Annotated in this window: 24 protein-coding genes; all 24 read left to right on the top strand. The window is 51.5% G+C overall.

Annotated features, from left to right (window positions below; all coding sequences use genetic code 11):
- The first annotated feature begins 1 nt into the window (after position 1).
- The 24 genes from nuoN to ACOOGA_RS18870 all read left to right on the top strand — a co-directional run bounded on the left by nuoN (position 2) and on the right by ACOOGA_RS18870 (position 26,226).
- Positions 2–1,456, top strand: coding sequence for an NADH-quinone oxidoreductase subunit NuoN (nuoN, locus tag ACOOGA_RS18755; protein WP_417461748.1), 1,455 nt, complete (start codon positions 2–4; stop codon positions 1,454–1,456).
- Positions 1,456–2,232 (top strand): biotin--[acetyl-CoA-carboxylase] ligase, encoded by a 777-nt coding sequence (locus tag ACOOGA_RS18760; RefSeq protein WP_417461747.1) that lies wholly within the window; start codon positions 1,456–1,458, stop codon positions 2,230–2,232. The genes nuoN and ACOOGA_RS18760 overlap by 1 nt, the downstream gene beginning before the upstream one ends.
- Before the next feature lie 4 nt (positions 2,233–2,236).
- Positions 2,237–3,010, top strand: coding sequence for a type III pantothenate kinase (locus ACOOGA_RS18765; protein WP_417462110.1), 774 nt, complete (start codon positions 2,237–2,239; stop codon positions 3,008–3,010).
- A 17-nt stretch (positions 3,011–3,027) separates the two neighbouring features.
- Entirely contained in the window at positions 3,028–4,698 is a 1,671-nt protein-coding gene (locus ACOOGA_RS18770) for a ribonuclease J (RefSeq protein WP_417462109.1), read from the top strand.
- Positions 4,699–4,710: 12 nt separating this feature from the next.
- The gene (gene mce, locus ACOOGA_RS18775; RefSeq protein ID WP_417461746.1) at positions 4,711–5,115 is read left to right on the top strand and encodes a methylmalonyl-CoA epimerase; all 405 of its coding nucleotides are present in this window, start codon (positions 4,711–4,713) and stop codon (positions 5,113–5,115) included.
- A gap of 3 nt (positions 5,116–5,118) precedes the next feature.
- A complete protein-coding gene (locus tag ACOOGA_RS18780) occupies positions 5,119–5,373 on the top strand; it encodes a DUF1467 family protein (RefSeq protein WP_417461745.1) in 255 nt (84 codons plus the stop codon).
- Positions 5,374–5,819: 446 nt separating this feature from the next.
- The gene (gene proS / locus ACOOGA_RS18785; RefSeq protein ID WP_417461744.1) at positions 5,820–7,130 is read left to right on the top strand and encodes a proline--tRNA ligase; all 1,311 of its coding nucleotides are present in this window, start codon (positions 5,820–5,822) and stop codon (positions 7,128–7,130) included.
- 21 nt (positions 7,131–7,151) lie between these two features.
- The gene (locus ACOOGA_RS18790; RefSeq protein WP_417461743.1) at positions 7,152–8,399 is read left to right on the top strand and encodes a lipoprotein-releasing ABC transporter permease subunit; all 1,248 of its coding nucleotides are present in this window, start codon (positions 7,152–7,154) and stop codon (positions 8,397–8,399) included.
- A complete protein-coding gene (locus tag ACOOGA_RS18795) occupies positions 8,392–9,072 on the top strand; it encodes an ABC transporter ATP-binding protein (RefSeq protein WP_417461742.1) in 681 nt (226 codons plus the stop codon). Before ACOOGA_RS18790 ends, ACOOGA_RS18795 begins: the two co-directional genes overlap by 8 nt.
- A 52-nt stretch (positions 9,073–9,124) precedes the next feature.
- Entirely contained in the window at positions 9,125–9,550 is a 426-nt protein-coding gene (locus tag ACOOGA_RS18800) for a DUF1761 domain-containing protein (RefSeq protein WP_417461741.1), read from the top strand.
- 26 nt (positions 9,551–9,576) lie between these two features.
- Complete coding sequence (gene dnaE / locus ACOOGA_RS18805; protein ID WP_417461740.1) at positions 9,577–13,086, top strand: DNA polymerase III subunit alpha; 3,510 nt, start codon at positions 9,577–9,579, stop codon at positions 13,084–13,086.
- Positions 13,086–13,859 (top strand): NUDIX hydrolase, encoded by a 774-nt coding sequence (locus tag ACOOGA_RS18810; protein ID WP_417461739.1) that lies wholly within the window; start codon positions 13,086–13,088, stop codon positions 13,857–13,859. Before dnaE ends, ACOOGA_RS18810 begins: the two co-directional genes overlap by 1 nt.
- Positions 13,860–14,010: 151 nt before the next feature.
- Positions 14,011–14,904, top strand: coding sequence for a 30S ribosomal protein S2 (rpsB, locus tag ACOOGA_RS18815; protein WP_417461738.1), 894 nt, complete (start codon positions 14,011–14,013; stop codon positions 14,902–14,904).
- A gap of 96 nt (positions 14,905–15,000) precedes the next feature.
- Positions 15,001–15,927 carry a translation elongation factor Ts gene (gene tsf, locus ACOOGA_RS18820; protein WP_417461737.1) on the top strand — a complete coding sequence of 309 codons (927 nt, stop codon included), beginning with the start codon at positions 15,001–15,003 and terminating at the stop codon, positions 15,925–15,927.
- Positions 15,928–16,110: 183 nt separating this feature from the next.
- Entirely contained in the window at positions 16,111–16,836 is a 726-nt protein-coding gene (pyrH, locus tag ACOOGA_RS18825; RefSeq protein ID WP_417461736.1) for a UMP kinase, read from the top strand.
- 1 nt (position 16,837) lies between these two features.
- Positions 16,838–17,401: a ribosome recycling factor gene (frr, locus tag ACOOGA_RS18830; protein ID WP_417461735.1), complete on the top strand. Its 564-nt coding sequence runs from the start codon at positions 16,838–16,840 to the stop codon at positions 17,399–17,401.
- Position 17,402: 1 nt separating this feature from the next.
- Complete coding sequence (gene uppS / locus ACOOGA_RS18835; RefSeq protein ID WP_417461734.1) at positions 17,403–18,146, top strand: polyprenyl diphosphate synthase; 744 nt, start codon at positions 17,403–17,405, stop codon at positions 18,144–18,146.
- 11 nt (positions 18,147–18,157) lie between these two features.
- Positions 18,158–18,970 (top strand): phosphatidate cytidylyltransferase, encoded by an 813-nt coding sequence (locus tag ACOOGA_RS18840; RefSeq protein ID WP_417461733.1) that lies wholly within the window; start codon positions 18,158–18,160, stop codon positions 18,968–18,970.
- A gap of 3 nt (positions 18,971–18,973) precedes the next feature.
- Positions 18,974–20,143: a 1-deoxy-D-xylulose-5-phosphate reductoisomerase gene (locus ACOOGA_RS18845; RefSeq protein WP_417461732.1), complete on the top strand. Its 1,170-nt coding sequence runs from the start codon at positions 18,974–18,976 to the stop codon at positions 20,141–20,143.
- Between the two features lie 66 nt (positions 20,144–20,209).
- On the top strand, positions 20,210–21,319 hold the full coding sequence (rseP, locus tag ACOOGA_RS18850; RefSeq protein ID WP_417461731.1) for an RIP metalloprotease RseP: 1,110 nt from the start codon (positions 20,210–20,212) through the stop codon (positions 21,317–21,319).
- 49 nt (positions 21,320–21,368) lie between these two features.
- Positions 21,369–23,930, top strand: a complete 2,562-nt coding sequence (bamA, locus tag ACOOGA_RS18855; RefSeq protein ID WP_417461730.1) for an outer membrane protein assembly factor BamA — start codon at positions 21,369–21,371, stop codon at positions 23,928–23,930.
- 22 nt (positions 23,931–23,952) lie between these two features.
- On the top strand, positions 23,953–24,540 hold the full coding sequence (locus ACOOGA_RS18860; protein WP_417461729.1) for an OmpH family outer membrane protein: 588 nt from the start codon (positions 23,953–23,955) through the stop codon (positions 24,538–24,540).
- Positions 24,541–24,586: 46 nt separating this feature from the next.
- A complete protein-coding gene (gene fabZ, locus ACOOGA_RS18865; RefSeq protein WP_420429200.1) occupies positions 24,587–25,000 on the top strand; it encodes a 3-hydroxyacyl-ACP dehydratase FabZ in 414 nt (137 codons plus the stop codon).
- 179 nt (positions 25,001–25,179) lie between these two features.
- Positions 25,180–26,226 (top strand): helix-turn-helix domain-containing protein, encoded by a 1,047-nt coding sequence (locus tag ACOOGA_RS18870; protein WP_417461727.1) that lies wholly within the window; start codon positions 25,180–25,182, stop codon positions 26,224–26,226.
- Positions 26,227–26,443: the final 217 nt, after the last annotated feature.

Here is a 26,443-nt window from a genome sequence, read left to right on the forward strand (position 1 = left end):
CATGACTGGTGATATGCCAATCCTCCTGCCTGTATTGCCCGAGTTGATTATGGGCATTGGTGCAATGCTCCTGCTCATGCTTGGTGTTTTCCAAGGCGACAAAAGCTATAGCCAGATGGCGAACCTTTCGGTTCTTCTGCTGATTGTGACGGCTTTTGTGATGTTCACTCAAGTGGGAGGCGATCGCCAGCTCACCTTCGGGGCCATGTTTGTAACAGATGCCTTTGCGGTATTTTCCAAGACCTTGGTCTTTGTTGGTTCCGGCGTGGCTATCTTGATGTCGTCGGCTTATCTCAAGCAAATGAATATCGCCAAGTTCGAGTATCCTATCCTGATCCTCCTTGCCACGCTGGGCATGATGATCATGATTTCAGCTAATAACTTGATGAGCCTTTATGTTGGTTTGGAGTTGCAGAGCCTGTCACTCTATGTGCTTGCTGCAATGAACCGTGACCGCTCAAGGTCAACCGAAGCGGGTCTCAAGTATTTTGTTCTGGGCGCGCTCTCAAGCGGTATGCTGCTTTATGGCGTTTCGTTAGTTTATGGTTTTGCAGGTACAACAGATTTCGAGCTATTGTCGGAGACGATTAAAGCTGCTCACGAACCACAGATCGGTATCATTGTTGGTATGGTCTTCCTGATGGCAGGGCTCGCATTCAAGGTTTCTGCGGTACCGTTCCATATGTGGACACCAGATGTATACGAAGGTTCACCAACACCGGTAACAGCCTTTTTTGCCGCAGCACCCAAAGTGGCGGCACTTGCGCTTTTCGTACGCGTGATGTTGACCGGTTTCCCGGCGATGACGGCAGAGTGGCAACAGGTGATTGTGTTTATCTCTATCGCCTCCATGCTGGTGGGTGCGTTTATTGCCATTGTGCAAACCAACATCAAACGCCTGATGGCCTACAGCTCTATCGGCCATATTGGCTATGCACTCGTTGGTTTGGCAGCGGGAACACAGGCGGGTGTTGAAGCCTTGTTGATCTATATCGCGATTTACGTGACGATGACGCTTGGCACATTTGCCGCAATCCTGACGATGCGCCGGTCTGAAGGTATGGTTGAAGATATCTCGGACCTTTCCGGGCTGTCGCAAACCAACCTGCCGCTTGCTATTGCGGTTGCCATTTTCATGTTCTCGCTTGCGGGTATTCCACTACTCGCCGGTTTCTGGGGTAAGTGGTATGTATTCCTCGCGGCCGTAGAAGCCGGGCTTATTCCGCTTGCGATCGTTGGGGTGCTGACAAGTGTGGTTGGTGCGTTTTATTACCTTCGTATCATCAAGGTAATGTTCTTTGACGAACCTGCTCCAGCGTTTGAAAACGGCCATGGCCGTGCGGTTTCTGGCGTGATTGCGATTGCGGCAATTGTGAACTCACCGGTTAGCTATTTTGTGCTGATTGGCCCATTGGTGGCAGCAGCAAGCTGGGCAGCCGGTTCGCTGTTATTCTAGTGAACGCTGATTTTGAAGATTGGGGAGCCTCGGCACCAGCGGGTGTCGGGGCTCGCTTTTTTAGCGAATGCGACAGCACAAACGCCGTCGCATCGGCTTTGGCGCATGCAGGTGAGAGCGGCCCGCTATGGGTGATCGCCGGACGTCAGAGTGCTGGTCGTGGTAGACGAGGCCAGGTGTGGACGTCCGATACCGGCAATCTATACGCGTCCCTTCTGTTTAGGCCTGCGATCAAGCCTGTGGAAATGGCAGCGGTGCCCTTCATTGTGGCACTTGCGGTGCGGGATACTTTTGTGGACCTTGGGGCCAATGCCGTCCAATGCAAGTGGCCGAACGATGTGCTTATCGCTGGCTCAAAGGCGAGCGGTGTATTGATCGAGAGCAGTGCACGAAACGCAGACAAGCTTGAATATGTCGTGATAGGTATTGGTTTGAATCTGGCACATTCTCCGAGTGACGCACGGTTTCCTGCCACCAGTCTTGAAGCTGTGACAGGGACGGCGCCGAACGTGCGGCTTGCATTTCAAACACTTTCGCACCATTTGTTTGAGCGCCTAACAAACTGGAAAACTGACGAACTCGCCCCAATTGCACAAGAGTGGGCGGCAAGCGCTTGGGGTTTAGGCAAGCGGTGCGTGCTAAGGACTGCGGCGGAAACCTTTGAAGGAACGCCTCAAGAACTCGGGAGCGACGGCGGGCTTATTGTCCGTCTCGATGACGGGCAGGAACGCCGTATATATGCCGGGGATATCTTTCCTGTTGGCGGAATGGAGTGAAAGCATGCTGTTGACGATTGATGCAGGGAACACAAACACTGTTTTTGCCCTTATTGAAGGCGAGAGCATTGTCGAGCAGTGGCGTATTTCTACCGGCGATCAGCGAACAGTTGATGAATATATTGTATGGGTTAGCCATCTTATGGCGCTTCATGGACGTGACCCAAACACTGTAACGGGCGCTATTATAGCCAGCGTTGTGCCACAAGTCGTGTGGCCACTTACCCAACTGTGTAAAAAATACTTTGGTTGCGAGCCACTTATCGTGGGGGCACCGGACGTTGAGCTAGGCGTTGATATTCGCGTGACCAACCCGGCGGAGGTTGGGGCAGACCGCCTTGTTAACGCTGTTGCGGGGCACGAACTTTATGGCGGCCCTTTGGTGGTGGTTGACTTTGGTACGGCAACCACATTTGATGTGGTGGGGGCTGACGGTGCCTATCTGGGCGGGATCATATGTCCCGGCATCAACTTGTCGCTTCACGCTCTCCACCAGGCGGCTGCGAAGCTTCCACGCATTGCGGTCAGTGCACCTTCGACAGACAGGGTAACCGGAAAGTCAACGCTTGAGGCGATGCAGTCGGGCATCTTCTGGGGCTATGTTAGCATGATTGAAGGACTGGTAGTGCGCTTGAAGCGCGAGCATGGTGAAGACATTAAAGTACTCGCGACAGGCGGTCTTGCGCCTGTATTTGCAAATAAAACAGATGCGATTGGTGAAGTCGTGGGCGACCTGACCCTTCAGGGCCTGCGACTGATATACGACCGCAATAACTAGGACGCTTTATGCCCTATATGAAACCAGACGATCAGCGCCTGTTGTTTGTACCCATTGGTGGTTCAGGCGAGATCGGTATGAACCTCAATCTATATGGGCATCGTGGTAAATGGCTGATGGTGGACTGCGGCATGAGCTTCGCGGATAATCATTTGCCGGGCGTCGATCTTATCTTTCCTGATCCCGAATTTATCGAGGATGAGCGCGAAGATCTGATTGGGCTTGTACTGACACACGGTCATGAAGACCATATCGGCGCAGTGCCTTATCTTTGGTCGCGGTTCAAATGCCCGGTGTACGCAACACCGTTTACTGCGGCACTAGTGGAAGACAAGCTCCGCGAAGCGGGATTGCTTGATCAGGTCGAGTTGCATGTTGTTGATGCGCTGGAGACGTTGGAGCTGGGTCCCTTCAGCGTACGCTATGTGCCGCTCGCGCACTCAATCGCGGAAGGGCATGGCCTCGCGATAACCACGTCCAAGGGCACGTTATTTCATACCGGTGACTGGAAGTTGGACGATCGACCTCTTATCGGCCCCGCGTGCCCCTCACCAGTTTTGACAGAGCTTGGTGAAAAGGGTGTTCTTGCGCTGATCGGTGACAGCACAAACGTGTTTAATGAGAGCGAATCCGGCTCCGAAGCGGCTGTGCGGGAGAGCCTCAAGGAACTTGTTGCGGGCCTGAAAAACCGTGTGGTGATTACGACCTTCGCGTCCAACGTGGCGCGTTTGGAGACGATTGGAGAAGTCGCGAAGGCTAGCGGTCGCAGACTGGTGCTTCTTGGCAGGTCCATGGAACGGATTGTGAAGGCCGCGAAGTCTACGGGCTATCTTAAAGATTTCCCCCCGCTCGTGGATGAAGAAGACGCAGATTACCTGCCTAAAGACGAAGTATTGATCGCCTGCACTGGCTGCCAGGGCGAACCTCGTGCGGCAATCGCCCGCATAGCACGTGATGACCACAAGCATTTACAGTTAAGCCCTGAGGACAATGTGATCTTTTCATCAAAGATCATTCCGGGAAACGAGCTCGTGCTTGGTCAATTGTTTAATACGCTAGCTAGCAAACATATCAATGTGATCACTGAGAAAGACGCCTTTGTACATGTTTCCGGCCATCCGGGCAGAGCAGAGCTAAGGAAGATGTATGGCTGGGTAAAGCCTGAGTGCGTGATCCCTGTGCACGGGGAAGCACGGCACTTGATGCGCCACGCAGCGCTGGCTCGAGAGATTGGCATCAAACACACCATAGTGCCCAAAAACGGCGATATTATTCAGATTAGTTCTAAAGGCTTGAAGCTAATTGACGAGGCACCGGTTGGGCGGTTCGCATTAGACGGTACGGAAATCGTCTCTGTTGCCGATGAATCTATTGCGGATAGACGCCGTGCGGCTGTTCAGGGGTTCATAACTGTAAGCGTTGTGTTTGATGACGACGGAACGCTTGCCGCTGAGCCGCTGTTGGCCATATTGGGCGTGCCGCGAGGCGATGATGATGTCTTCTATGACGGCATGTTGGACGCCATTGAAACAGGTATAGAACGTATGCCGAAGCAGGCGCGCCAGTCGGATACGATGGTTGAAGAAGCCGTGCGTATCGCGACAAGACGGTTTTGTCGCCGCGAAGTAGGCAAGAACCCCGGTGTTGCGACGTTGATTAATCGTAGAAACGAACTTGAGTTTCGGTAAGGGAGAGTAGAAATGATCGGACGGCTCAACCATGTGGCTATTGTAGTGCCTGACCTTGCGGCTGCGGCAGCCACCTATAGGGATACGCTCGGCGCTAAGGTAACTGACCCTGTTGATCTTCCAGATCACGGGGTGACGACGGTCTTCATCGAACTTCCCAATACCAAGATTGAGCTTTTGCATCCGTTAGGCGAGGGGTCGCCAATCGCGAAATTCCTGGTGAATAATCCATCCGGTGGCATGCATCATATATGTTACGAGGTTGAAGATATCATTGCAGCACGAGACAAGTTGAAGGAGGAGGGTGCCCGCGTATTGGGGGACGGTGAACCGAAAACTGGCGCGCACGGGAAGCCTGTACTTTTCCTGCACCCCAAGGACTTCTGCGGCACGCTTGTTGAAATTGAGGAAGTGTAGACCATGAATATTGCAACGGTCATTCTCGTTTATGTTATTGCATGGTGGATGGTGTTTTTCTGCATGTTGCCGATTGGTATTCGCTCTCAAAGCGAGAGCAATGTGCAAGAGGTTGAGGGCGTTGACCCAGGTGCGCCAGTTAACCCAAACCTGAAAAAGAAAATCCTGATCACCACGGTGATCGCGTTGGTACTGACTGTGGCGTATTATTTCCTGGCGACATCAGAGCTCATCACGTTCAGAACACCACGTTCATAGCCGCTCAATATCGCACAGGCCTAAATTGAAAAAGCAAGGCTGTTGAGCCCTGCTTTTCCTAATTAATTAACAGGCAACTTTTCTCGAGCCCGCTATATTTATAACGCAAAGTCCTCCCTGAGCGTGGGCCACGTAAGGCGTGAACCGTTCAGCTCTGCGCACCACTGAAGCTATGTAAAGCCCGGCGAGCTGTCATCAAATTAGAGACAATCAACACAACATATTGTGTTTGTTTGTGTGGAATGTTGCAGCCGTGCAACAATGAGCGCGCAGTGCACCTTTAAATTGCGCATTTGGGTTCAAATATTGCGCGCTGTATCTGTGAAATTTAAGAAAGCCGTTGCTATTCCGGACGCCCCCCGGCAAAAGAAGCGAAGAGCCCGTGGCGTGAAAGACTCTATCGACACAGGCAAATTGATCAACCAACAAGCATATATGAGTAAGCCATGCGCCTAAGCCGCTATTTCCTGCCAACCTTGAAAGAAACCCCTGCTGAGGCACAAATTGCGTCTCACCGCTTGATGCTGCGGGCGGGCATGATCCGGCAGGGTGCGGCTGGCATATACAGCTGGCTGCCATTGGGTCTCAAAGTTCTTAAAAAGATCGAAAAGATTGTCCGGGAAGAGCAGGACCGTGCGGGTGCGCAGGAAGTACTCATGCCCACAATCCAATCTGCTGATTTGTGGATTGAGAGTGGGCGATACGACGACTATGGCAAGGAAATGCTTCGCATCGAAGACCGTCATGGCCGGCAAATGTTGTATGGCCCAACAAATGAAGAAATGATCACCGATATTTTCCGTCGTGAGATCAAGTCTTACCGAGACTTACCCAAAAACCTCTATCATATTCAGTGGAAGTTCAGAGATGAGATTCGTCCTCGTTTCGGCGTGATGCGGGGCCGTGAGTTTCTAATGAAAGACGCTTATAGCTTCGACCTGACGGAAGAAGACGGTGTTAAGTCATATAACTCCATGTTTGTGGCATACCTGCGCACCTTTGCGCGGCTTGGTCTGAAGGCAATACCGATGCGGGCTGATACTGGGCCAATTGGGGGTGATTTGAGCCATGAGTTCATCGTTCTTGCCGATACTGGCGAAAGCGAGGTTTTCTTCGACGCGGGCTTTGATGGCCTAGACCCAATGATTGATGCCGAAGCCGATGCTGATCTGCAGCCGATTGTTGACGAATGGACGAGCATGTATGCGGCGACGGATGAAATCCATGATGCGGATAACTGCCCGGTAGATGTCAGCAAGCTTGTGACAGGCCGCGGTATTGAAGTTGGGCATATCTTCTTTTTCGGGGAGAAATACTCCAAACCTTTGAATGCTGCAGTCCAAGGTCCTGATGGCGAAACAGCGGTTGTGCAGATGGGTTCCTATGGTGTTGGGGTGTCGCGTCTCGCGGGTGCAATAATCGAGGCTTGCCATGACGAGAATGGCATTATTTGGCCAGAATCTGTGGCGCCGTTCAAGGTTGGTTTGATGAACCTGCGAACAAAAGATGACGAGTGTACTACGGCCTGCGACAAAATGTATGCGGAACTCAGCACAGCAGGTGTTGACGTGCTTTATGATGACCGCGATCAAAGTGCAGGCGCGAAATTCGCCAACATGGACCTGATCGGTTTGCCCTGGCAGTTGGCGATAGGGCCTCGAGGCCTTAAAAATGGCATTGTTGAGCTTAAAAACAGGAAAACGGGCGAGCGGGTCGAACTCTCGCCCGAGGACGCTGTAGCGATGCTCAGCGCTTAAAGGGCTTACAAGGAGGTAGCGGTGATAGCACGGGGATTTGAGTGGTCTGTAGCCATGCGGTATATGCTGGCCAGAAAACGAGACCGGGTGATCTCTGTAACCGCTGTGCTTTCTGTAACAGCTATCGCGCTAGGCGTGACAGCGCTCATCGTTGTGATGGCTGTTATGAATGGCTTCCGCGCTGAGTTGATGGATAAAATCCTTGGTTATCATGGTCATATCCTGATTCAAGGGTATGGCGGCAAGCTTTCCGGCTATGAGCAGATTATTGATGATCTGAAGGACACGAAGGGCGTTACCAAAATAATGCCCTTCAGTGAAAATCAGGTCATGGTCACTAATGAAGGTGAAGCTTGGGGTGCAATCGTACGAGGTTTGCCGAACGACTTCTTCAGCGTGGAAAAACTTGGCCTTGTGGGCGTGAAGGCTGGGAAGTTGGGCAATGTAGTGGAAGCAAACGGCCTTGTCCTGGGATACCAGTTGGCCAACAAGCTACGCGTGACGGCGGGTGACAGGGTGACGATTGTGAGCCCGAAGTCAGTGCCCACACCGTTTGGTTCCACGCTACGATATTTATCCTATCCCGTTGCAGCAGTGGTAGAAATTGGCGTTTATCAGTTTGATGAAAGCTTTATCGGCATGCCGCTTGAGGAAGCTCAACGTTTCTTTCGCCTTGAAGGAGCGGTTGCGAATATTGAACTGATGTTGACCGAGCCCGAGGCGGTAGACACTGTTGGCCCAGTGATCGCTGAGATCGTTGGTGAGCGGGCGTATGTTCGATCCTGGCGGTCGCTAAACCAAAGTCTGGTTGGTGCGCTTCAGACCGAACGCGTGATGATGTTCCTTATAGTGGGGCTGATCATCCTCGTTGCGGTGTTCAATATTTCTTCCAGCCTGTTCATGCTGGTAAAAGACAAAGCCCCAGACATAGCAATTCTGCGCACCATCGGTGCTACGCAAGCGTCTATTAAGCGCATTTTTGTGACCATCGGACTGTTTGTTGGGTCTGCTGGCATTATCTTCGGCAGCCTGCTGTCCTGGCTTATTATTGCCAATATTGAAGCAATCAAGGCCTTTATCGAACGCGCTTTTGGTCTGAATATGTGGGACCCGTCCGTGAGGTTTATCACCAACCTTCGGGCCGAGGTGAATTTAACTGAAGCAGGGCTTACTGTCGGACTCGCACTTCTACTGTCCTTTATCGCCACGATTATTCCAGCCCGCCGTGCCGCCAAAATCGATCCTGTGGAGGTACTGCGTTATGAGTAATCCAGTGCTAAAGCTTGCAGGTATCGAGAAATCATTCCGGCAGGGCCATAAGGTTGTCGAAGTCCTAAAGGGCATTGACCTTACCATCAAGGCTGGAGAATTGGTTGGGCTGGTTGGGGCTTCAGGCTCAGGCAAGTCTACATTGCTGCAGATATCTGGCTTGCTGGACCCAACAGATGCGGGAACAGTTTATATTGGCGGCAATGATGCAACGAGCCTGAAGGATGACGCGCGCTCGGGCCTTCGGCAGAGCCAGCTTGGCTTTGTGTATCAGTTCCATCACTTGCTTCCTGATTTCACGGCTGTTGAGAACGTGGCTATGGCACTCAGAATTGGTGGCGTCGCGGAAAAAGCAGCAAATGAACGCGCGCAGGAAATATTGGTGCGCGTTGGGCTCGAGGAGCGCCTTGAGCACACGCCAAGTGAGCTTTCAGGTGGTGAGCAGCAGCGAGTAGCGATTGCTCGAGCGCTTGTCGGAAATCCGATGCTGTTGCTGGCTGACGAGCCTACGGGAAATCTGGATGAAAGCACCGCAGGGCGCGTATTTGATCTGTTCGTCGAGCTTGTCCGGGAGCGTGGCCTTTCGGCGCTCATCGCAACCCATGATACCACCCTGGCCGCCAAAATGGACTGGCGCATGACCCTACGGGAAGGGACCCTCCACGATACTTGAGTATGACGCTCAGTCGGGGTAGTCTGAAGAGTATTTCCTAGGGGAGGGACTTATGGAAAATCTTTCAGATATCAATTGGATCGCAGTGTTGCTTGGCGGTGTCATCTACATGGCTATTGGCAGTGTTTGGTATGGTCCGATAGCAGGTAAAGCCTGGATGGCAGAGATGGGCTTGACGGCGGAGGAGCTCAAACAAGCGTCCAACAATCCAATGAAAGCAATGTTGATGAGCTTTGTGGCCTCTCTGTTCATGAGCTTCGGTTTGGCGTTTGTGCTATCTATGCCCGGTTTTGCCGGCGGCGGCTGGATGGGCGGCTTAAAGGTTGGGCTCATCTTGTCTGTGCTGATTATCGGCGGCAGCACATTTGCGAACTATGCCTTTGAAAGCAAATCTATCCGCCATTTCCTGATCCATATGGGAAATATCACGCTCAGCATGATGGCGATTGGCGCTATGATGGGCGCCTGGGGCACCTAAAACCACCTGTTTGGAGTTAATGGCACATGAGCCACGCTGATTTCGTGCATCTTCGCGTGCACACTGCTTATTCGCTTTCTGAAGGAGCCATACACGTCAAGGACCTCGTAAAGCAGTGTGTTGGGCATAAGATGCCAGCCGTTGCGATGACGGATACTGACAACATGTTTGCGGCGCTCGAATTTTCGAGCTATGCGACAGAAGCTGGTGTGCAGGCGATCATTGGCGTGACGCTTCATGTGCGAAATCCCTATAAGGACCATCAGGCAAAAGGAAAGCGCGCGGCGAAACCTGACCAGTTGGTGCTTCTGGCGCAATCTGACGCTGGTTATCGCAACTTGATGAAGATTGTTTCCAAGGCTCACTTGGAAAGTGATGTTCAGGAAGGGGTGCAGTTTCCATTTTCAGCCTTTGAGGGCCTGACCGAAGGGGTAATTTGCCTGACAGCTGGTATTACGGGCCCGGTGGGGGCTCTTCTTCTGGAAGGCAATAGGGACGATGCTGAAAAGTGTCTTCTTGATTTGAAAGCGCTGTTTGCTGATCGGCTTTATGTCGAGATTGCACGCCACGGCTTGAAAGAGGAAGAGGCCACAGAAGAAGACTTCTTGGATTTCGCCTACACCCACAGCCTGCCAATCGTTGCGACTAATCAGCCCTTCTTTGTAGGGCCGGATATGTATGAGCCCCACGATGCGTTGCTCTGCATGGCGGAAAGTACGTATGTGGCGGTGCAGGACCGACGGAAACTGAACCCTGAGTTCAGGTTCAAAAGCGCGGAAGAGATGATAAATCTCTTTAATGACATTCCTGAAGCTATTGAAAATACAATAAATATATCAATTAGGTGCGCCTATAAAGTCGACAAGATTGATCCTCTGTTACCGAACTTCACCAGCGGCATGGACGTCTCTGAGGCAGACATGCTTCGCGACGAGTCTATTAAAGGCCTACGCGAGAGGCTGGACTTCAAGGCTAGGGAGGAGGGCCTTGTCGCAGGTCAGGATGAAGAGTGGGAAAAGGAGTACTGGGATCGGCTTGATTATGAGTTAGGGATCATTAACCAGATGGGCTTTCCCGGCTACTTCCTGATCGTTGCCGATTTTATCCAGTGGGCCAAGGATAACGATATCCCTGTGGGGCCGGGGCGGGGTTCTGGCGCGGGTTCTGTTGTGGCCTGGGTTCTGAAGATCACAGACCTCGATCCTTTGCGTTTCTCGCTGCTCTTTGAACGCTTCCTGAACCCAGAGCGTGTGTCCATGCCTGACTTTGACGTTGACTTTTGCCAGGACAAGCGGGAACAGGTGATCCGCTACGTGCAGGATAAATACGGTTACGACCGGGTGGCACAGATTATTACCTTTGGAAAGCTGCAAGCCCGTGCGGTTGTCAAAGCCTGTGGGCGCGTGATGCAGCAACCACACGGCCAGACCGACCGCCTATCCAAAATGATCCCGAACGACCCAGGCAATGCCATGACGCTCCGCGAAGCAATCGACAGCGAACCCAGGCTGCAGAGCGAGATCAATAGCGATGAACTGACCCGCAGAGTGATGGAGCGAGCGCTGAAGCTTGAGGGTTTCTACGCGCATTCCTCTACCCATGCTGCGGGCGTTGTAATTGGCGATAGACCACTCGACCAGTTGGTGCCGCTTTACCGGGACCCAAAATCTGACATGCCGGTTACCCAGTTCAATATGAAATGGGTGGAGCTTGCGGGGCTGGTGAAGTTTGACTTTCTTGGCCTCAAAACGCTGACGGTTCTCGACCGTGCTGTGGACTATATCAGGGAGCGCGGCATTGAAATCGACCTCCCAGCAGTGCCGCTGGACGATGGCCCATCATACAAACTGTTGGCAGCCGGTGATGCAGCGGGTGTGTTCCAGCTTGAGAGTACGGGCATGCGCTCGGTCCTGAAGGGCCTGCGTCCAGATAAATTTGAAGACATTATCGCTATCGTGGCGCTCTATCGCCCCGGCCCGATGGACAACATCCCGACATACGTGAACCGAAAACACGGCCGGGAGAAGGTGGAATATCCGCATCCAATTCTGGAAGAAATACTGTCTGAAACTTACGGCGTGATCATCTATCAGGAACAAGTGATGCAGATCGCGCAGGTTATGTCTGGCTACAGTTTGGGGGAAGCCGACATCCTGCGTCGCGCGATGGGTAAAAAAATTCAGGCGGAGATGGATAAACAGCGCGGCCGTTTTTGTGATGGCGCCGTTGAACGCGGCATCGACGCAGAGAAAGCCAGCTATATCTTTGATCTGGTTACTAAATTTGCGAGCTATGGATTTAACAAGTCTCATGCGGCCGCATATGCACTGGTTGCCTATCATACAGCCTTTCTGAAAGCGAATTATCCTGTGGAGTTCATGGCTGCGATCATGACACTTGATATGGGGAATACCGACAAACTCGCGGCGTTCAAACAAGAATTGCAGCGCGCAGAAATTCCGCTGCTGCTTCCCAACATCAATCGTTCTGACGTGGCTTTCGTTGTTGAGAAAGTTGATGAGGCTTATTGCGAAGAAGAGGACCCCAGGTTTAACCAGGGTGTGCGATATGCACTTGGAGCCATCAAGGGTGTTGGCGAAAAGGCCATGGAAACCATCGTTGCCGAGCGGAAAGCAAACGGTGAATTCAAGGATATTTTTGATTTCGCAGAAAGAGTTGATCCCAGGCTTCTGAACAAACGTCAGATGGAGCGTTTGGCCGCTGCCGGTGCCTTTGACTGCTTGCTTGAAAATCGTGCGCAGGCATATGCCGCCGCAGACATTGTGATGCGCCTGGCCCAAATGCAAGCTAAGGAGCGTGAGAGTGATCAGGTAAGCCTCTTTGGTGGCGAGATGGCAAAGGCTGTTGACCGTCCCAGTTTGCCGACAGTGCGCGCCTGGACAGACACCGAGCAGCTCGAGAGCGAGAAAAATGCTGTCGGGTTTTATATATCGGCCCATCCGCTAGATGCCTATGAAACTATACTTGAGCGTGAGCGGATCATTCCGGCACGTGAGGTATATCACGATCCCGGCTTGGTTGGCCAAACTGTGCGAATGGCGGGTGCCATTGCTGGCTATCGTGAGGGTAACACCAAACGTGGCAGTCGGTTTGGTAGGCTTACACTGTCGGACAGGTCAGATGCTTTTGAGATTATGGCGTTTGAGGATGACCTTGACGGTATTCGTGCGTTGGTGGAGGAGGGGGCGCCAGTTGTTGTCTCTGTCCAGATCCGGAAACGGGATGACGATGACACGGTTGGTCTCTCTTGTCGGGGTATTGAGAGCTTGGAAACGGTAGCCTCGCAGTCAAGCAAAGGCCTGTTTATCGAAATTGAGGAAAGCAAGGCGTTTGTCCCGATCAAATCAACGCTTGACCGTAAATCGGGAGGCAAAGGCAAGGTTACGATACGCGTTCCAGTGTCTGACAGTAGCCGCTTCGCTGAATTCCGCCTAAGCGGCCGTTATAAAATTACACCGGAGCTTAAGCAGGCTGTAGCCGCAGAGATTGGTGTTCTGTCGGTGGAGGAAGTGTGATGCCTGATAAACCCGGTAGGTATGTCAAAGCGCTTCCAGCTTCTTCCATAATGCTTGTCAGAGACGGTATGGGTGGCGTCGAGGTTCTGATGATCGAGCGCGCAAAAACCATGAAATTTGCACCGGGAGCGTTTGTTTTTCCGGGCGGGAAGGTTGACTCGGCTGACCAGCAGAATTGGCGCTGGCAAGGTATCACTACAGGACGGGGTGTCTTTCGTGACTTCAGCTATAGGGTAGCGGCGCTCAGGGAGCTATACGAGGAAGCTGGCGTGCTACAGATCGATCGGCCGCGTCGGCAAACCTTATACGCAGGTCTGCCGTTTGCTGATCTGGTTCGCTACTCTGGCGGAAAACTTGATATCGCGAATATGGTGCCATTTGCTCACTGGGTAACGCCGGAGCCCTTGCCTCGGCGGTTTGATACCCATTTTTATCTGGCGGAGCACAATGGTCAGGTTGCGCAGCATGATGGTAACGAGGCGGTATCGCTGAGATGGGTGAGCCCAAGGAAGGTGCTGAGCGACTGGGAAGAAAACAAAGTACCGCTGATGTTCCCGACACGGCTCAACCTAATGAAGTTGGCGCGAGCTAGCACCGCGGCGGGGGCGATACAACAAGCTCGGCGTTCTCCCGTAGTGCGTACCTTGCCGGTCGTGAATATGAGCGCAGCGGGTGTTAAACTCGAGATCGAAAAGGCTGCCGGGTTCGGCGTAACTTCCGCTACAGAGAAAGAATTAGCGGTTGAAGCAGGCGCCCGCCAAAATAAGCCTTGATATTCCTTGGAAACAGGCCTATACGAGCCGCGACTTCACACGTGGGGTAGGCTACTTACTGTGTTGGTAAGGCGCCATCCGGTGTCGAAACCCAAATTCATGGGTTGCGGCGCACACTCCACGGAGGCTTAACCGGAAAAGGAGTAGTATTATGGCAATGCCGCAAGTCGATATGCGCGCGCTTCTCGAAGCAGGCGTACACTTTGGTCACCAGACCCACCGTTGGAACCCGAAAATGGCGCCGTTTATCTTCGGCGAGCGTAACGGTGTTCATATCGTAGACCTTTCACAAACAGTTCCTTACATGACACGCGCACTGCAAGCTATTCGTGACGTAGTGGCTGGTGGTGGTCGTGTTCTCTTTGTTGGTACAAAGCGTCAAGCTTCACCAATCATTGCAGAAGCTGCGAAGCGTTGTGGACAGTATTATGTAAATCACCGCTGGCTCGGCGGCATGATGACAAACTGGCAAACTATCAGCCAGTCCATCAAGCGCCTGAAGCAGTTGGATGAGCAGCTCAACCAAGAGCACACTGGTCTTACCAAGAAAGAAACTCTGCAGCTTACACGTCAGCGTGACAAGCTTGAACTTTCCCTTGGCGGTATTCAGGACATGGGCGGTCTTCCAGACATCCTCGTTATTGTTGACGTTATTGGCGATGACCTGGCGATTGCGGAAGCTAACCGTCTTGGCATTCCCGTTGTTGGCGTGATCGACACCAACTGTAAGCCTGATGGTGTTGACTATCCGATCCCTGGTAACGATGATGCGACCCGTGCGATCCGTCTTTATTGTGATCTTGTTGCTGAAGCCGCTCTTGACGGTATTCAGGCTGAACTTACAGCACAGGGCGTTGATCTTGGTGCCTCTGAAGCCCCGGTTGAAGAAGCCGCTGTTGCTGAAGAGCCTGCACCAGCTGAAGAAGCTGCTCCTACAGAAGAAGTTGCACCTACTAAAGAGGCAGCTACTGCCAAAGAAGCCGCGCCTGCTAAAGCTGCAAAAGCTCCTGCGAAAAAAGCAGCTAAAGCTGCAACTGCAGAGTAACATTTCTCATTTAATGCTCTCGGTAGGCTGTGCGCGTACCGGGGGCACCATGTTATCTACACTTAGGCCTACATCTGGGCTGTAAGGGGAATACCAATGGCACAAATTACCGCCGCTCTCGTAAAAGAACTGCGCGAACAATCTGGCGCAGGCATGATGGATTGTAAAAAAGCACTGGCAGAAAATGACGGTGACTTGGAAGCCGCTGTTGATTGGCTCCGTACCAAAGGCCTTGCTGCTGCTGCGAAAAAATCTGGTCGCGTAGCTGCCGAAGGCCTCGTGGCTGTAAAAGCTGCAGGCACAAAAGCCGCTGCGATTGAAATCAACTCAGAAACAGACTTCGTTGCACGCAATGACAAGTTCCAACAGTTTGTTGGTGATCTCGCTGGTGTTGCTCTGGAAGTTGGTACAGACGTAGAAGCTATCAAAGCTTCCACATACCCAGGCAAAACCAAGCCTGTAGGTGAAGTGCTGACCGACAATATCGCCACTATCGGTGAAAACATGAACATCCGCCGCGCGTTTGTACTTGAGGTCGAGAACGGCCTTGTTGCGACATATGTTCATAACGCTGTTACTGATGGCATGGGCAAGATCGCTGTTCTTGTTGCACTGCAGTCTGAGGCGTCTGAGGAAGTTCTCGCTAATCTCGGCAAGCAGCTGGCCATGCATGTGGCAGCCGCCAACCCAGCGTCACTTTCTGAAGCCGATCTTGACCCAGAGCTTGTAGAGCGTGAAAAACAAGTTCAGATCGAGAAAGCTAAAGAATCAGGCAAGCCAATGGAAATCATCGAAAAGATGATCGTGGGCCGCATGCGCAAATACTATGAGGAAGTTGTTCTTCTCAATCAGGTGTTTGTAATGGACGGTGAAAGCAAGGTTTCCGACGTTATCGCGAAAGCTGCTAAAGAAGCTGGCACCTCTATTGAACTCACTGCTTATGCCCGCGTTGAGATGGGTGAGGGGCTGGAGAAGAAAGAAGACGACTTCGCCGCAGAAGTTGCCGCTGCTGCTGGCGTTTAAGCCAACACAGTATGAGTGGTTGGAAGCCCAGGAGGTCTCTCCTGGGCTTTTTTATGAGCAAAAATAGATTTAGGTAATTTCTGCTTAAGTCTCGGAATAAATTTAGATAAAACTACGGTAGCCATTACATGCCCAAGCGGATAAGCTGCGGCGGGCTGAATGGCGTAGGGGAGAGTTCAGGCGATGTCCAGTGGGCCTAAATATAAGCGTGTATTGCTAAAATTGTCTGGTGAAGCGCTGATGGGCGGCGGTAGTTACGGCATCGACCCAGAAACCGCTGCGCGTGTTTCGCGCGAAATCAAGCAGGCGCGTGAGATCGGTACAGAGGTCTGTGTTGTCGTTGGGGGAGGAAACATTTTCCGTGGCCTCAAAGGTGCTGCCGAAGGCTTGGACCGGTCCACTGCGGACTATATGGGCATGTTGGCCACTGTAATGAATGCCCTGGCGCTTCAAAACGCGCTTGAAAAGGCTGGCGTCGATACGAGGGTGCTGTCGGCTATCCCAATGGCAAGTGTAAGCGAGCCGTACATTCGTCGCCGTGCAATCCGCCATTTGGAAAAGGGTCGTGTAGTAATTTTTGCTGCGGGCACTGGAAATCCTTTCTTTACAACTGATACAGCTGCAGCGCTGCGGGCCGCCGAAATGAACTGCAATGCTCTCCTGAAGGGCACACAGGTTGACGGTGTTTATAACGCTGACCCCAAGAAAGATCCATCTGCTGTGCGCTACGAAAGCCTGAGCTACATGGATGTTCTGACCCAGGACCTTAAGGTTATGGATGCATCCGCGATTTCGCTTAGCCGCGAGAATAACATTCCGATCGTTGTCTTTTCCATCCACGCCCAGAACGCGCTTGTTGACGTTCTGCAGGGAAAGGGCATCTGTACCACTGTAGGTGAGGAGCAATAAAATGAGTGATGAAGATCTAGATTTGGGCGACATTGAGCGCCGCATGAAGGGCGCCGTTGATGCTTTGAAGCATGAGTTCGCGGGTTTGCGCTCCGGTCGTGCAACAACGAATATGCTCGACCCTGTGACGGTTGATGTTTACGGCTCAAATATGCCTTTGAATCAGGTAGGCACTGTATCTGTCCCCGAGCCGCGTATGCTGAGTGTACAGGTTTGGGACAAAGCCAATGCCTCTGCTGTTGAAAAGGCTATCCGTAATGCGGGGCTTGGACTTAACCCCATGCTCGATGGTCAATTGGTTCGTATTCCTATTCCTGAACTGAACGAAGAACGGCGGGCGGAGCTGGCAAAAGTTGCCGGTAAATATGCGGAGCAGGCTCGGATTGCAATCCGGAACGTACGTCGCGACGGTATGGATCAGTTGAAGCGCATGGAAAAAGACAAGTCTATCAGTGAAGACGATCACAAAATGTATGCAGATGAAGTGCAGGACCTGACCAACAAGTTTGTTGGCGTGATTGATGACCAGCTGCAAAGCAAAGAAAAAGAGATCATGCAGGTTTAATATGGCTGCTAGTGTGCACCAATGTGCTGAAGATACGTCTGGCGTCTCGTCTCTTTCTCACGTCGCCATCATCATGGATGGCAACGGCAGATGGGCTACGAAGAATGGTAAGTCACGTTCTTTAGGGCACAAAAAGGGTGCCGAGGCGGTGCGGGAAGCCATTGAGGGCGCGCTTGATTGTGGTGTTAAGTGTTTAACGCTCTATGCCTTCTCTAGTGAAAACTGGAATAGGCCAGTGGAGGAGGTCACTGACCTTATGGCGCTCCTTAAGCTTTACCTGCAACGTGAGGTTAAGACTGTTCATAAGCAAGGGGTACGCCTGCGTGTCATTGGGCGAAGGGATCGTTTATCAGCCGATATTGTCAAGATGATTGACAAAGCAGAGAAACGAACTGAAGCGAACACACGCATGACACTGGTGATAGCCTTAAGTTATGGTAGCCGCGATGAAATTATTGAAGCCGCTAAGGCATTTGCAGTTTCCGTGGCGGAAGGAAAAGAAGATCCTTCACAATTGGACGAAGAAAAGTTTTCCAAAGGTTTGTGGACAAACGATATTCCTGACCCAGACCTGATTATTCGCACGAGCGGCGAACAACGTCTGTCGAATTTCCTTCTTTGGCAGGCAGCCTATGCTGAATTTTTGTTTCTGGATTTGCTGTGGCCAGACTTCAGCAAGATGGACTTCAGAGCTGCGGTAGATAACTATCTTGGCAGGAACCGGCGTTTTGGCGCCCGGCCATGATTGGATAATTAATGCCACTCGGCCTTTCAGATAATCTCTTTCAGCGTATTGTATCGGCGCTCTTGCTGTTACCGCCAGTTTTGTGGGCCACCTATGAAGGCGGTGCTTGGTTCGCGGGCCTTCTTGCACTAGGCGGGGCGCTGATGACGCTAGAATGGTGCCAGCTTACGGCACGGAATAGTGCTCTCGAACGCATTGCAGCTCTGCTTGTGATTGTTGCACTTGCTGGTGCGCTTGAGATGCGCACGATAGATATCAGCTTCACATACGTCATTCTGGGGTTGTTGTTCCTGGTCTTGCTGGGTGTCGGAGCGGTTAGGGGGGGCGTTTCATTCGGGTGGTGGATCATCGGCGTTGCTTATGTAGCTCTGCCTATTTCATCACTATGGTTTATTAGGGATGCCAGCGGTCTGCTTGTTTTATGGGTCTTCCTTGTGACCTGGGCTACAGATGTTGGTGGCTATTTCGCAGGTAAAGGGATCGGTGGTCCTAAACTTGCTCCAAAGATCAGCCCCAAGAAAACCTGGGCTGGGTTGTTAGGTGGTATGGGGTTGAGTGTAATTGTGTCTGTGGTGATGCACCAAATTGTCCCCTTTGCCGCAGGTTTGGGAATGATCTCACTTTTGTCAGGCCTTCTGGCGGTTTGGGCGCAGGTGGGGGATTTGCTTGAAAGTGCCGTTAAGCGCCATTTTGATGTGAAGGACTCCGGTGGGTTGATACCTGGGCACGGCGGGTTGCTTGATCGTGTTGACGGCTTGGTGTTTGTGGCACCGGCAGTGGCAGGAGTTCTGATCGTTTCCTCTGTTATTGGTTTTGAGTTTTAGCAAATGGATATCGTTAAAAAGCGAATAACCGTACTTGGCGCCACGGGGTCTGTGGGATTAAGTACACTTGATCTGGTTCGGAGGAATTCGAGTAAATTCAGTATAGTATCCCTTACTGCTTATAGTAAGGTTGAGGAACTTGCCGCGCTAGCAGTAGAGTTTGGAGCTGAGCTGGCAGTTATCGGTGACGAGACAAAGCTTGCGACGCTTCGGAACCTGCTTGCGGGTACGAGTATTGAGGCTGCGGCCGGCGAAGGCGGATTAATTGAGGCAGCAGATCGAGATGCTGAGGTCGTTATGGCAGCAATCGTGGGTGCGGCCGGTTTGAGGCCGACCATGGCTGCGGTGCGCCGAGGGGCGACCGTAGCACTTGCTAACAAAGAATGTCTCGTATGTGCGGGCGATTTGTTGATGCAGGAGGTGAAAGCTCACGGCGCTACACTTCTGCCAGTTGACTCTGAGCACAACGCCATCTTTCAGGTATTTGACGTCAAGCGTGCAAGTAGCGTCGAGAAGGTGATATTGACAGCGTCCGGCGGGCCGTTTCGTGGCAGGTCATATGACAGTTTGAAGTCTGTTACTCCGGCGGAGGCTATCGCTCATCCAAATTGGGATATGGGTGCCAAGATATCGGTTGATTCTGCAACGATGATGAACAAAGGCTTGGAAGTCATTGAAGCTTATCATCTTTTCCCGATTAAAAAGTCGCAGATCGATGTTCTGGTACATCCGCAATCGGTTATCCACTCCATGGTTGAATATTCGGATGGTAGCGTGCTCGCCCAGTTGGGCTCACCAGATATGCGCACACCAATAGCCTATAGTCTTGCATGGCCGGAGCGTATGAGCGCGCCTGTGAAGCGGTTGTCATTGGCAGAGATAGGCTCGCTGACGTTTGAAGAGGTAGACTTGAAGGCTTTTCGGTGTTTGGCACTGGCACGTGACGCGATGGAGGCTGGCGGTGCAGCACCTGCGATCTTGAATGCTGCAAATGAAGTGGCTGTGGCCGCTTTTCTCTCGGAAAAGCTTCGTTTTGTTGATATTTCATCTGTGGTAAGTGACACTTTGGCGGCGTGCGACATTAAAGCGCCACAATCACTTTCGAATGTGCTTGAAATTGATAGGATTGCCCGAGAGGCTGCAGAAAACCAACTGGCACTGCGCGCACAATAGAATGATGGTGCTTTTGGTGTGTAGCTTTATGGAAACGATGAATAAGAATAAGGACCGAGGATAGTCATGGAAACCGAAGGCCCGGGGCTTCTGTTTACGATAGCCGCTTTTGTTGGCGGGTTTAGTATACTTGTCTTCATACATGAATGGGGACATTACGCCGTAGCACGCCTTTTTGGTGTGAAGGTTGATACGTTTTCAATTGGTATGGGCCGCGAGGTCATCGGGCGTACCGATAAGAACGGCACACGATGGAAAGTTAGCATTCTACCTCTGGGTGGTTATGTAAAGTTTTTTGGTGATGCTTCTGCCGCGAGTAACCCTGGCGATATCCCAGAAGGTATGAGCGCTGAGGACAGGGCGGTTTGTTATCATTTCAAACCCCTCTGGCAGCGTGCGCTGATCGTTTTCGCTGGCCCGGCGATAAACTTGATCGCGGCAGCCTTGGTTTTTGCATCTTTCTTTTACAGCTACGGTATTGGGATATCAGAACCCGTTATCGAAACGGTGGTTGAGGATTCAGCTGCCTTTGAGGCAGGTCTGGAGCCGGGAGACCGCATTCTCAGCATCAACGGCGAAGAAATTGAACGCTTCTCTGACGTTGGGGGTATTGTTCGCCTCTATCCAGGTGGCAACATCACAATGCTCGTCGAGCGTAACGGCCGTGAACTTAGTAAGGTTGTGACGCTGGGCATCGCCTATATGGAGGATAGGTTCGGTAATCGGTATCCATATGGCCGCCTAGGTATTAGTTCTCCTGCGGTCGAGCGTGTTGAGCTAGGCCCAATTGGAGCCCTTGCCGAAGGGGGGCGCCAGACGGTTGAGATGACCGATACGATCTTCACAACCCTGGGCCAGATGATTATGGGCCTGAGGTCTGTCCGCGAACTTGGTGGGCCAGCCCGTATAGCCAGTATGGTTGGTGAGGCAGCGCACATTAGTGCGCAGAACTTTATCTGGTTGCTGGCGCTCTTGTCACTCAACCTTGGAATTCTGAATCTTTTGCCGATCCCTGTGCTGGACGGCGGCCATTTGCTCTATTACGGGCTGGAGGCAGTTAAGGGTTCACCACTAAGCAAGAAGGCCCAAGAAGCGGGTTTCGTGGCGGGTTTCGCCTTAATGGTGATTTTTATGCTTCTTGTAACACTGAATGACTTGCAATCCATGGCACTCTAGGCCAATTTCACCGCCAAAGTTGCCGAAAAGATAAGAATGGGCTGAAAAGTTGCGTTTAAATAAACTGAGTTTGACGTGGCGCTTTATACTAGCGCTCACCATCGGGGGGATTTCGTTTACTGGGTCGGTTTCGGCTCAGCAACAAGCGGCCCAACAGGTACCAATCATCCGCCAGATCAGCGTGGTCGGAAACGAACGCGTTGAGCCTGAGACCATCGCGTCCTATCTATCAGTCTCACCGGGTGAACCGTTTGATCCAGTAAAACTAGATGAAAGCCTGAAAGCACTTTTTGCGACCGGCCTGTTCTCTGATGTTGAATTATCAGAGGTACAAGGCGCACTGCTGGTGCGTGTGGTTGAGAATCCCATCATTAACCGGATTGTTTTTGAGGGGAACAAGCGTCTTGACCGCGAAGAGTTACTTGAAGAAGTAAGGCTTCGCCCTCGCATGGTATTTACGCGCGCTAAAGTACGTTCTGATGTCCAGCGCATGCTTGAGCTCTATCGTCGCTCTGGCCGCTTTGCTGCGATTATTGAGCCAAAAGTTGTGCAGTTAGAACAAAACCGTGTTGATCTTTTGTTTGAAGTGCAGGAGGGCCCAAAAACTAAAGTCAGCAGCATTAAATTCATTGGCAACAAGAAATTTAGTGATGGTGACCTTAGGGATGTACTCGCTACAAAGCAGGCTCGTTGGTGGAAGCTGTTTACCTCAAACGACACATTTGATCCTGATCGGCTTGCATATGACCAGCAGATATTGCGCCAGCATTACCTGAACGAGGGCTATGCAGATTTTCGCACGGTTTCGGCGGTATCTGAACTTACACCTGACCGTAAGGACTTCTTCATTACTTTTACGGTTGATGAAGGTGAGATTTATAACTTTGGCAAGATTGACGTTGAGAGTGAAATTAGGGACGTAAACGTTAACTTGTTCCGGGCTTTCCTTCTGATGCGTGAAGGCGATACCTACAACGCTGAAGCAATTGAAAAAACAATTGAAGCGCTATCAAACGCAGCTGGTCTTCTGGGCTATGCGTTTGTTGATGTTCGGCCTCAAATCAACAGGAACCGTGAAGAGCGCACAATTGATATCAACTTCCGAGTGCTTGATGCGCCAAGGGTATATGTTGAGCGCGTTAACATTACGGGTAACGTTCGTACGCTGGATAGGGTTATCCGCAGGGAGTTCCGCCTGCAAGAAGGCGATGCCTTCAACTCCGCATTGGTAACGCGTTCCGAGAACCGCCTGAACCGTTTGAACTTCTTCCGTGAAGTTGAGGTCGAGCAGGTGCAAGGTAGTCAGCCCGACCGTATGGTGCTGGAGGTGGGCGTGGAAGAGCAGGCTACGGGTGAATTGAACCTAGGTGCCGGTTTCTCCAGCCTTGAGAATTTTATCTTTGACTTCTCTATCCGTGAGCGGAACCTGATGGGTAAAGGTCAGGACCTTCGACTTGGACTTCGCCTTTCAGGTACACGTCAAGAAATTGATCTAGGCTTTACTGAACCATATTTTATGGGCAGGAACGTGGCTGCGGGTGTTGACCTCTTCGCTCGGAAGATTGATAGCAGCAGCTATGGCTCATACTTTGATACCAAATCCATCGGTTTCTCCCTGCGGGCAGGGATGGCAATCAACGAGTTTTGGACACTGTCCACCCGCTATACGCTTCGTCAGGATGATGTGTCCTTGCTCGATAGCTATCTTAATGCGGTGTACAACACATACTTCGACGCGCGCACGACAAATGGTATTACCGATCAAGACGAATTCGATCGGCGAGTTAGCCGCTTCGATAACAATAACGACGGTGTCGTTAATCTTGATGATTTTGACACCGATGGAAATGGGACTATTAGTCAGGAAGAAAAGCAAGTTGCGCTGAGCCGCGGTGTACAGGACTCTATTGGCAAGCGGTATCAGTCTATCGTTGGCTACACCGTGGGTTTTGATACGCGGAACAGCATTATTCGTCCTACACGAGGCCACAACTTCTTCTTCAGTCAGGATTTCGCTGGCCTTGGCGGGGATGTTCGCTATCTTCGATCAACCATAACCACGGACAACTACTGGACTCCCTGGGAGGGCTGGACATTCCGGTTGGGCGGTGAAGCAGGCATTATCCATGGCCTTGGGCAAGACGTACGGCTGTCCGACAAGTTCTTTATCGGTGGCCCTCGTATTCGCGGGTTTGATACCGCCGGTATGGGCCCGAGAGACTTTGCTAACAACCAGTCGATTGGTGGTACAGCATACTATATCGGCCGAGGTGAATTGTTCTTCCCTCTCGGTGATGCTGCCCTTGAGAGTGGTATCAATGCCTCAGCCTTTGTGGACGTGGGCTCGCTGTTCAGAGCACAAGAAGATGCTTTGGCACCGTGTACCTTCAGCCGGGCAGAGTATGACGCAGCGGTTGTGGATAATGACTTTTCGGGCCTCGACCTGAACTGTATGTCAGGAAATAGCGCCAAACCGCGTCTGTCTGTTGGTATTGGCTTCTCATGGCAGTCGCCATTTGGCCCGTTCCGGATTGACCTATCCAAACAGCTGCGTAAACAGCTTGGTGACCGGACACAAACGCTGCAGTTCAATGTCGGTACGACATTCTAAAAAAGATCATAGGGAATATAAAATGGGTACGTTTTTAAAAACACTTAAACTTGGCATGGTAGCTGTTGCTGCGATGGTTGGCATTAGTGCGGTATCATCAGCACAGATATTGACCGTAGATGATGAACGGGTTGAGCGTGAAGCTGCGGCTTATAAGGACTTCAACCTGCAGACTAATGAACTGCGCCAAAGCATATTGCAGCGTCGCCAGATGGTAACGCGTGGCGGAGCAATCGAGCAGCAGCTTGCAGACCTTGAGAAACGCAAGGCGATCATTGGCAACGATAAATACGAAGAAGAAAAGCGGAAGCTGGAGCAAACTTATGTACGCTTTCAACAAGAACTTGCTCAGCTTGAGTATGTTTTTGACCAGCTTCGTCAGGAAGCTATGGTGCAAGTTGAGCGTGCGCGCCAACCGGTTATCCGTAGCCTGCTCGCGGAACGCAATGCTCAGGTCATTATGATGAAGCGCCTTCTCCTCGGTTCAGCTGCGGGCATTGATGTAACCACACAGTTTATTGAAAAGCTGGATGCTGAACTGCCAAACGTGACGCTGAATTTGCCAAAGGCGGGTGATGCTCCTGCTGCTGAACAACCAGAACAGCAATAACATTTAGATTGGCGCATCGAAGATGACATTCGATATCGAGAAAATCATGGAACTGATACCACACCGGTATCCGTTCCTGCTTGTGGATAAGGTTGTTGATATTGTGCCGGGCGAAAGCGGAACCGGGATCAAGAATGTCACGATGAATGAGCCATTTTTTCCAGGTCATTTCCCACAGAAACCTGTGATGCCGGGCGTTTTGATCCTTGAGGCAATGGCCCAAACAGCCGGGGCGCTGGCGATCGATTTTCTTGGAGACGATGCCAAGGGCAAAGTTGTTTACTTCATGGCGATTGACGGAGCAAAGTTCCGTAAACCGGTTGTGCCGGGCGACCGCCTTGAAATGAAGCTCGTGAAGGTCCGGGGGCGTGGCGCGGTTTGGAAGTTTGATGCGAAAGCTTATGTCGACGATGAGTTGACAACGGAAGCGACATTGACAGCGATGCTTGGTGGAAACTAGCTCCAAGGTATTTCTAAATTCATGGAAGGCGGCCTATTGGCCGCCTTTTTCATTTGGGTCATAAAGCTCCAGTATACTGGATGATTAGCAATGACATTTTGATCTAGGCGTATATTGGGCTATCTTATGCCAGAGAGGCGGCACAGAACGAAGGCCGTTCCGTGTGCGAGGTCGGCCATATGTACAAGTTCCCCGTTAATGATCTAACCCGCATATATGCGGGTTTTAACGATAACTTCCAAAGCAAAACTACGCCTTATGACTTCTTTAAGGTAGGCGAATCTGCGTCCGCGAACGGCGTACGTCTGGAGTTGAATGACCGGGTTGCCTCGGGCTATTGGGAACTTTTTCGCCCAGATAGCGGTATACTTATTTGTGTAGCTGATGGTTTATATCACCGTGCATATCAGGAAGTCATCACACCAAAACAAGATGTGATTACGGTACGGTTTGTGCTCTCAGGTAAGATGTCTGTTCGTCTGGCGGGAAAACGTAGCATTGACATCCCACAGTGCAGCGCTTCTGTTCTACATATTAAGCAGTCCGAAGACTTCGAACTCACCATTAGCGGCAACAGTCATCTATGTTCCGTCAGCTTCCATCTTGAACCGGGAATTCTACGAGACAGGTTTCACTTGGAAGGAGATCGTCTGCCACCTCTCTTGCGTGATTTGGTGTTTGGGGCAGGTGGGACCCGGCCTCCGTATAACTTTCCCATGTCGGCTCATACCATCAATGTTGTCAACGATGTGTTGAAGATGCGGTTTGAGGGAGGGCGTCGGAGCGCATATGTACAGGCCAAGATGGTGGAACTTCTGTGTCGCCTGTTTCAAGAGGTGGAGGATGAATACCTGGGGAACAGGCAAATACTGACAGGCCCAAAGCAGAGTGTGCGCAAAAAGGTACACCGTGCGCATCAGATCCTTATCGCAAACTATATGAAGCCGCCGCCTATAGCCTCTCTGGCGAGGGAAGTGGGGCTCAACCGCAGCACGCTGAGCGCGGAATTCAAGAAGGTGTTTGGAATCAGTATATTTTCCTTCTCCCAAGACTATCGGCTTGATAAAGCGCGTGAGCTTCTGGGGAACCGCGACCTTTCCATTCAGGAGGTAGCAGAGATAGTTGGCTATGATTATGCTGCGAATTTTACGGCTGCTTTCAAGCGAAAGTACGGATTGCTTCCAAAGGATATACGCGTCGCTCCGCAGGTAGCTATCCTTCAGTAGGCTGAATTCGCCGATAAATTACTGTCATGCGGAATTGACGATCTCAGTATTATTTTGGACGACCTCATAATTCCTTGTCAGAAAATTTCAATATTATCTCTCAAGCAATAACAGGATTGCTCTGACAATGAGGGTTAACAGCCATGAATAAAAAATTAGATGCCTACGCGAAACAGCGTAGCATTTTCAGGGAAGGATTGGCGGCATCTACCGCTAT

The sequence above is a fragment of the Kordiimonas sp. genome (genome assembly GCF_965216265.1).
In the GTDB taxonomy this organism is placed as follows: Bacteria; Pseudomonadota; Alphaproteobacteria; order Sphingomonadales; family Kordiimonadaceae; genus Kordiimonas.

Coding starts and splice junctions, on each gene's coding strand:
- nuoN (WP_417461748.1), top strand. CDS start 2: ATGACTGGTGATATGCCAATCCTCCTGCCTGTATTGCCCGAGTTGATT.
- ACOOGA_RS18780 (WP_417461745.1), top strand. CDS start 5,119: ATGAATATTGCAACGGTCATTCTCGTTTATGTTATTGCATGGTGGATG.
- proS (WP_417461744.1), top strand. CDS start 5,820: ATGCGCCTAAGCCGCTATTTCCTGCCAACCTTGAAAGAAACCCCTGCT.
- rseP (WP_417461731.1), top strand. CDS start 20,210: ATGGAAACCGAAGGCCCGGGGCTTCTGTTTACGATAGCCGCTTTTGTT.
- tsf (WP_417461737.1), top strand. CDS start 15,001: ATGGCACAAATTACCGCCGCTCTCGTAAAAGAACTGCGCGAACAATCT.
- ACOOGA_RS18845 (WP_417461732.1), top strand. CDS start 18,974: ATGGATATCGTTAAAAAGCGAATAACCGTACTTGGCGCCACGGGGTCT.
- ACOOGA_RS18795 (WP_417461742.1), top strand. CDS start 8,392: ATGAGTAATCCAGTGCTAAAGCTTGCAGGTATCGAGAAATCATTCCGG.
- pyrH (WP_417461736.1), top strand. CDS start 16,111: ATGTCCAGTGGGCCTAAATATAAGCGTGTATTGCTAAAATTGTCTGGT.
- uppS (WP_417461734.1), top strand. CDS start 17,403: ATGGCTGCTAGTGTGCACCAATGTGCTGAAGATACGTCTGGCGTCTCG.
- ACOOGA_RS18860 (WP_417461729.1), top strand. CDS start 23,953: ATGGGTACGTTTTTAAAAACACTTAAACTTGGCATGGTAGCTGTTGCT.
- ACOOGA_RS18765 (WP_417462110.1), top strand. CDS start 2,237: ATGCTGTTGACGATTGATGCAGGGAACACAAACACTGTTTTTGCCCTT.
- ACOOGA_RS18870 (WP_417461727.1), top strand. CDS start 25,180: ATGTACAAGTTCCCCGTTAATGATCTAACCCGCATATATGCGGGTTTT.
- dnaE (WP_417461740.1), top strand. CDS start 9,577: ATGAGCCACGCTGATTTCGTGCATCTTCGCGTGCACACTGCTTATTCG.
- rpsB (WP_417461738.1), top strand. CDS start 14,011: ATGGCAATGCCGCAAGTCGATATGCGCGCGCTTCTCGAAGCAGGCGTA.
- ACOOGA_RS18800 (WP_417461741.1), top strand. CDS start 9,125: ATGGAAAATCTTTCAGATATCAATTGGATCGCAGTGTTGCTTGGCGGT.
- mce (WP_417461746.1), top strand. CDS start 4,711: ATGATCGGACGGCTCAACCATGTGGCTATTGTAGTGCCTGACCTTGCG.
- ACOOGA_RS18810 (WP_417461739.1), top strand. CDS start 13,086: ATGCCTGATAAACCCGGTAGGTATGTCAAAGCGCTTCCAGCTTCTTCC.
- ACOOGA_RS18840 (WP_417461733.1), top strand. CDS start 18,158: ATGCCACTCGGCCTTTCAGATAATCTCTTTCAGCGTATTGTATCGGCG.
- frr (WP_417461735.1), top strand. CDS start 16,838: ATGAGTGATGAAGATCTAGATTTGGGCGACATTGAGCGCCGCATGAAG.
- ACOOGA_RS18770 (WP_417462109.1), top strand. CDS start 3,028: ATGAAACCAGACGATCAGCGCCTGTTGTTTGTACCCATTGGTGGTTCA.
- fabZ (WP_420429200.1), top strand. CDS start 24,587: ATGGAACTGATACCACACCGGTATCCGTTCCTGCTTGTGGATAAGGTT.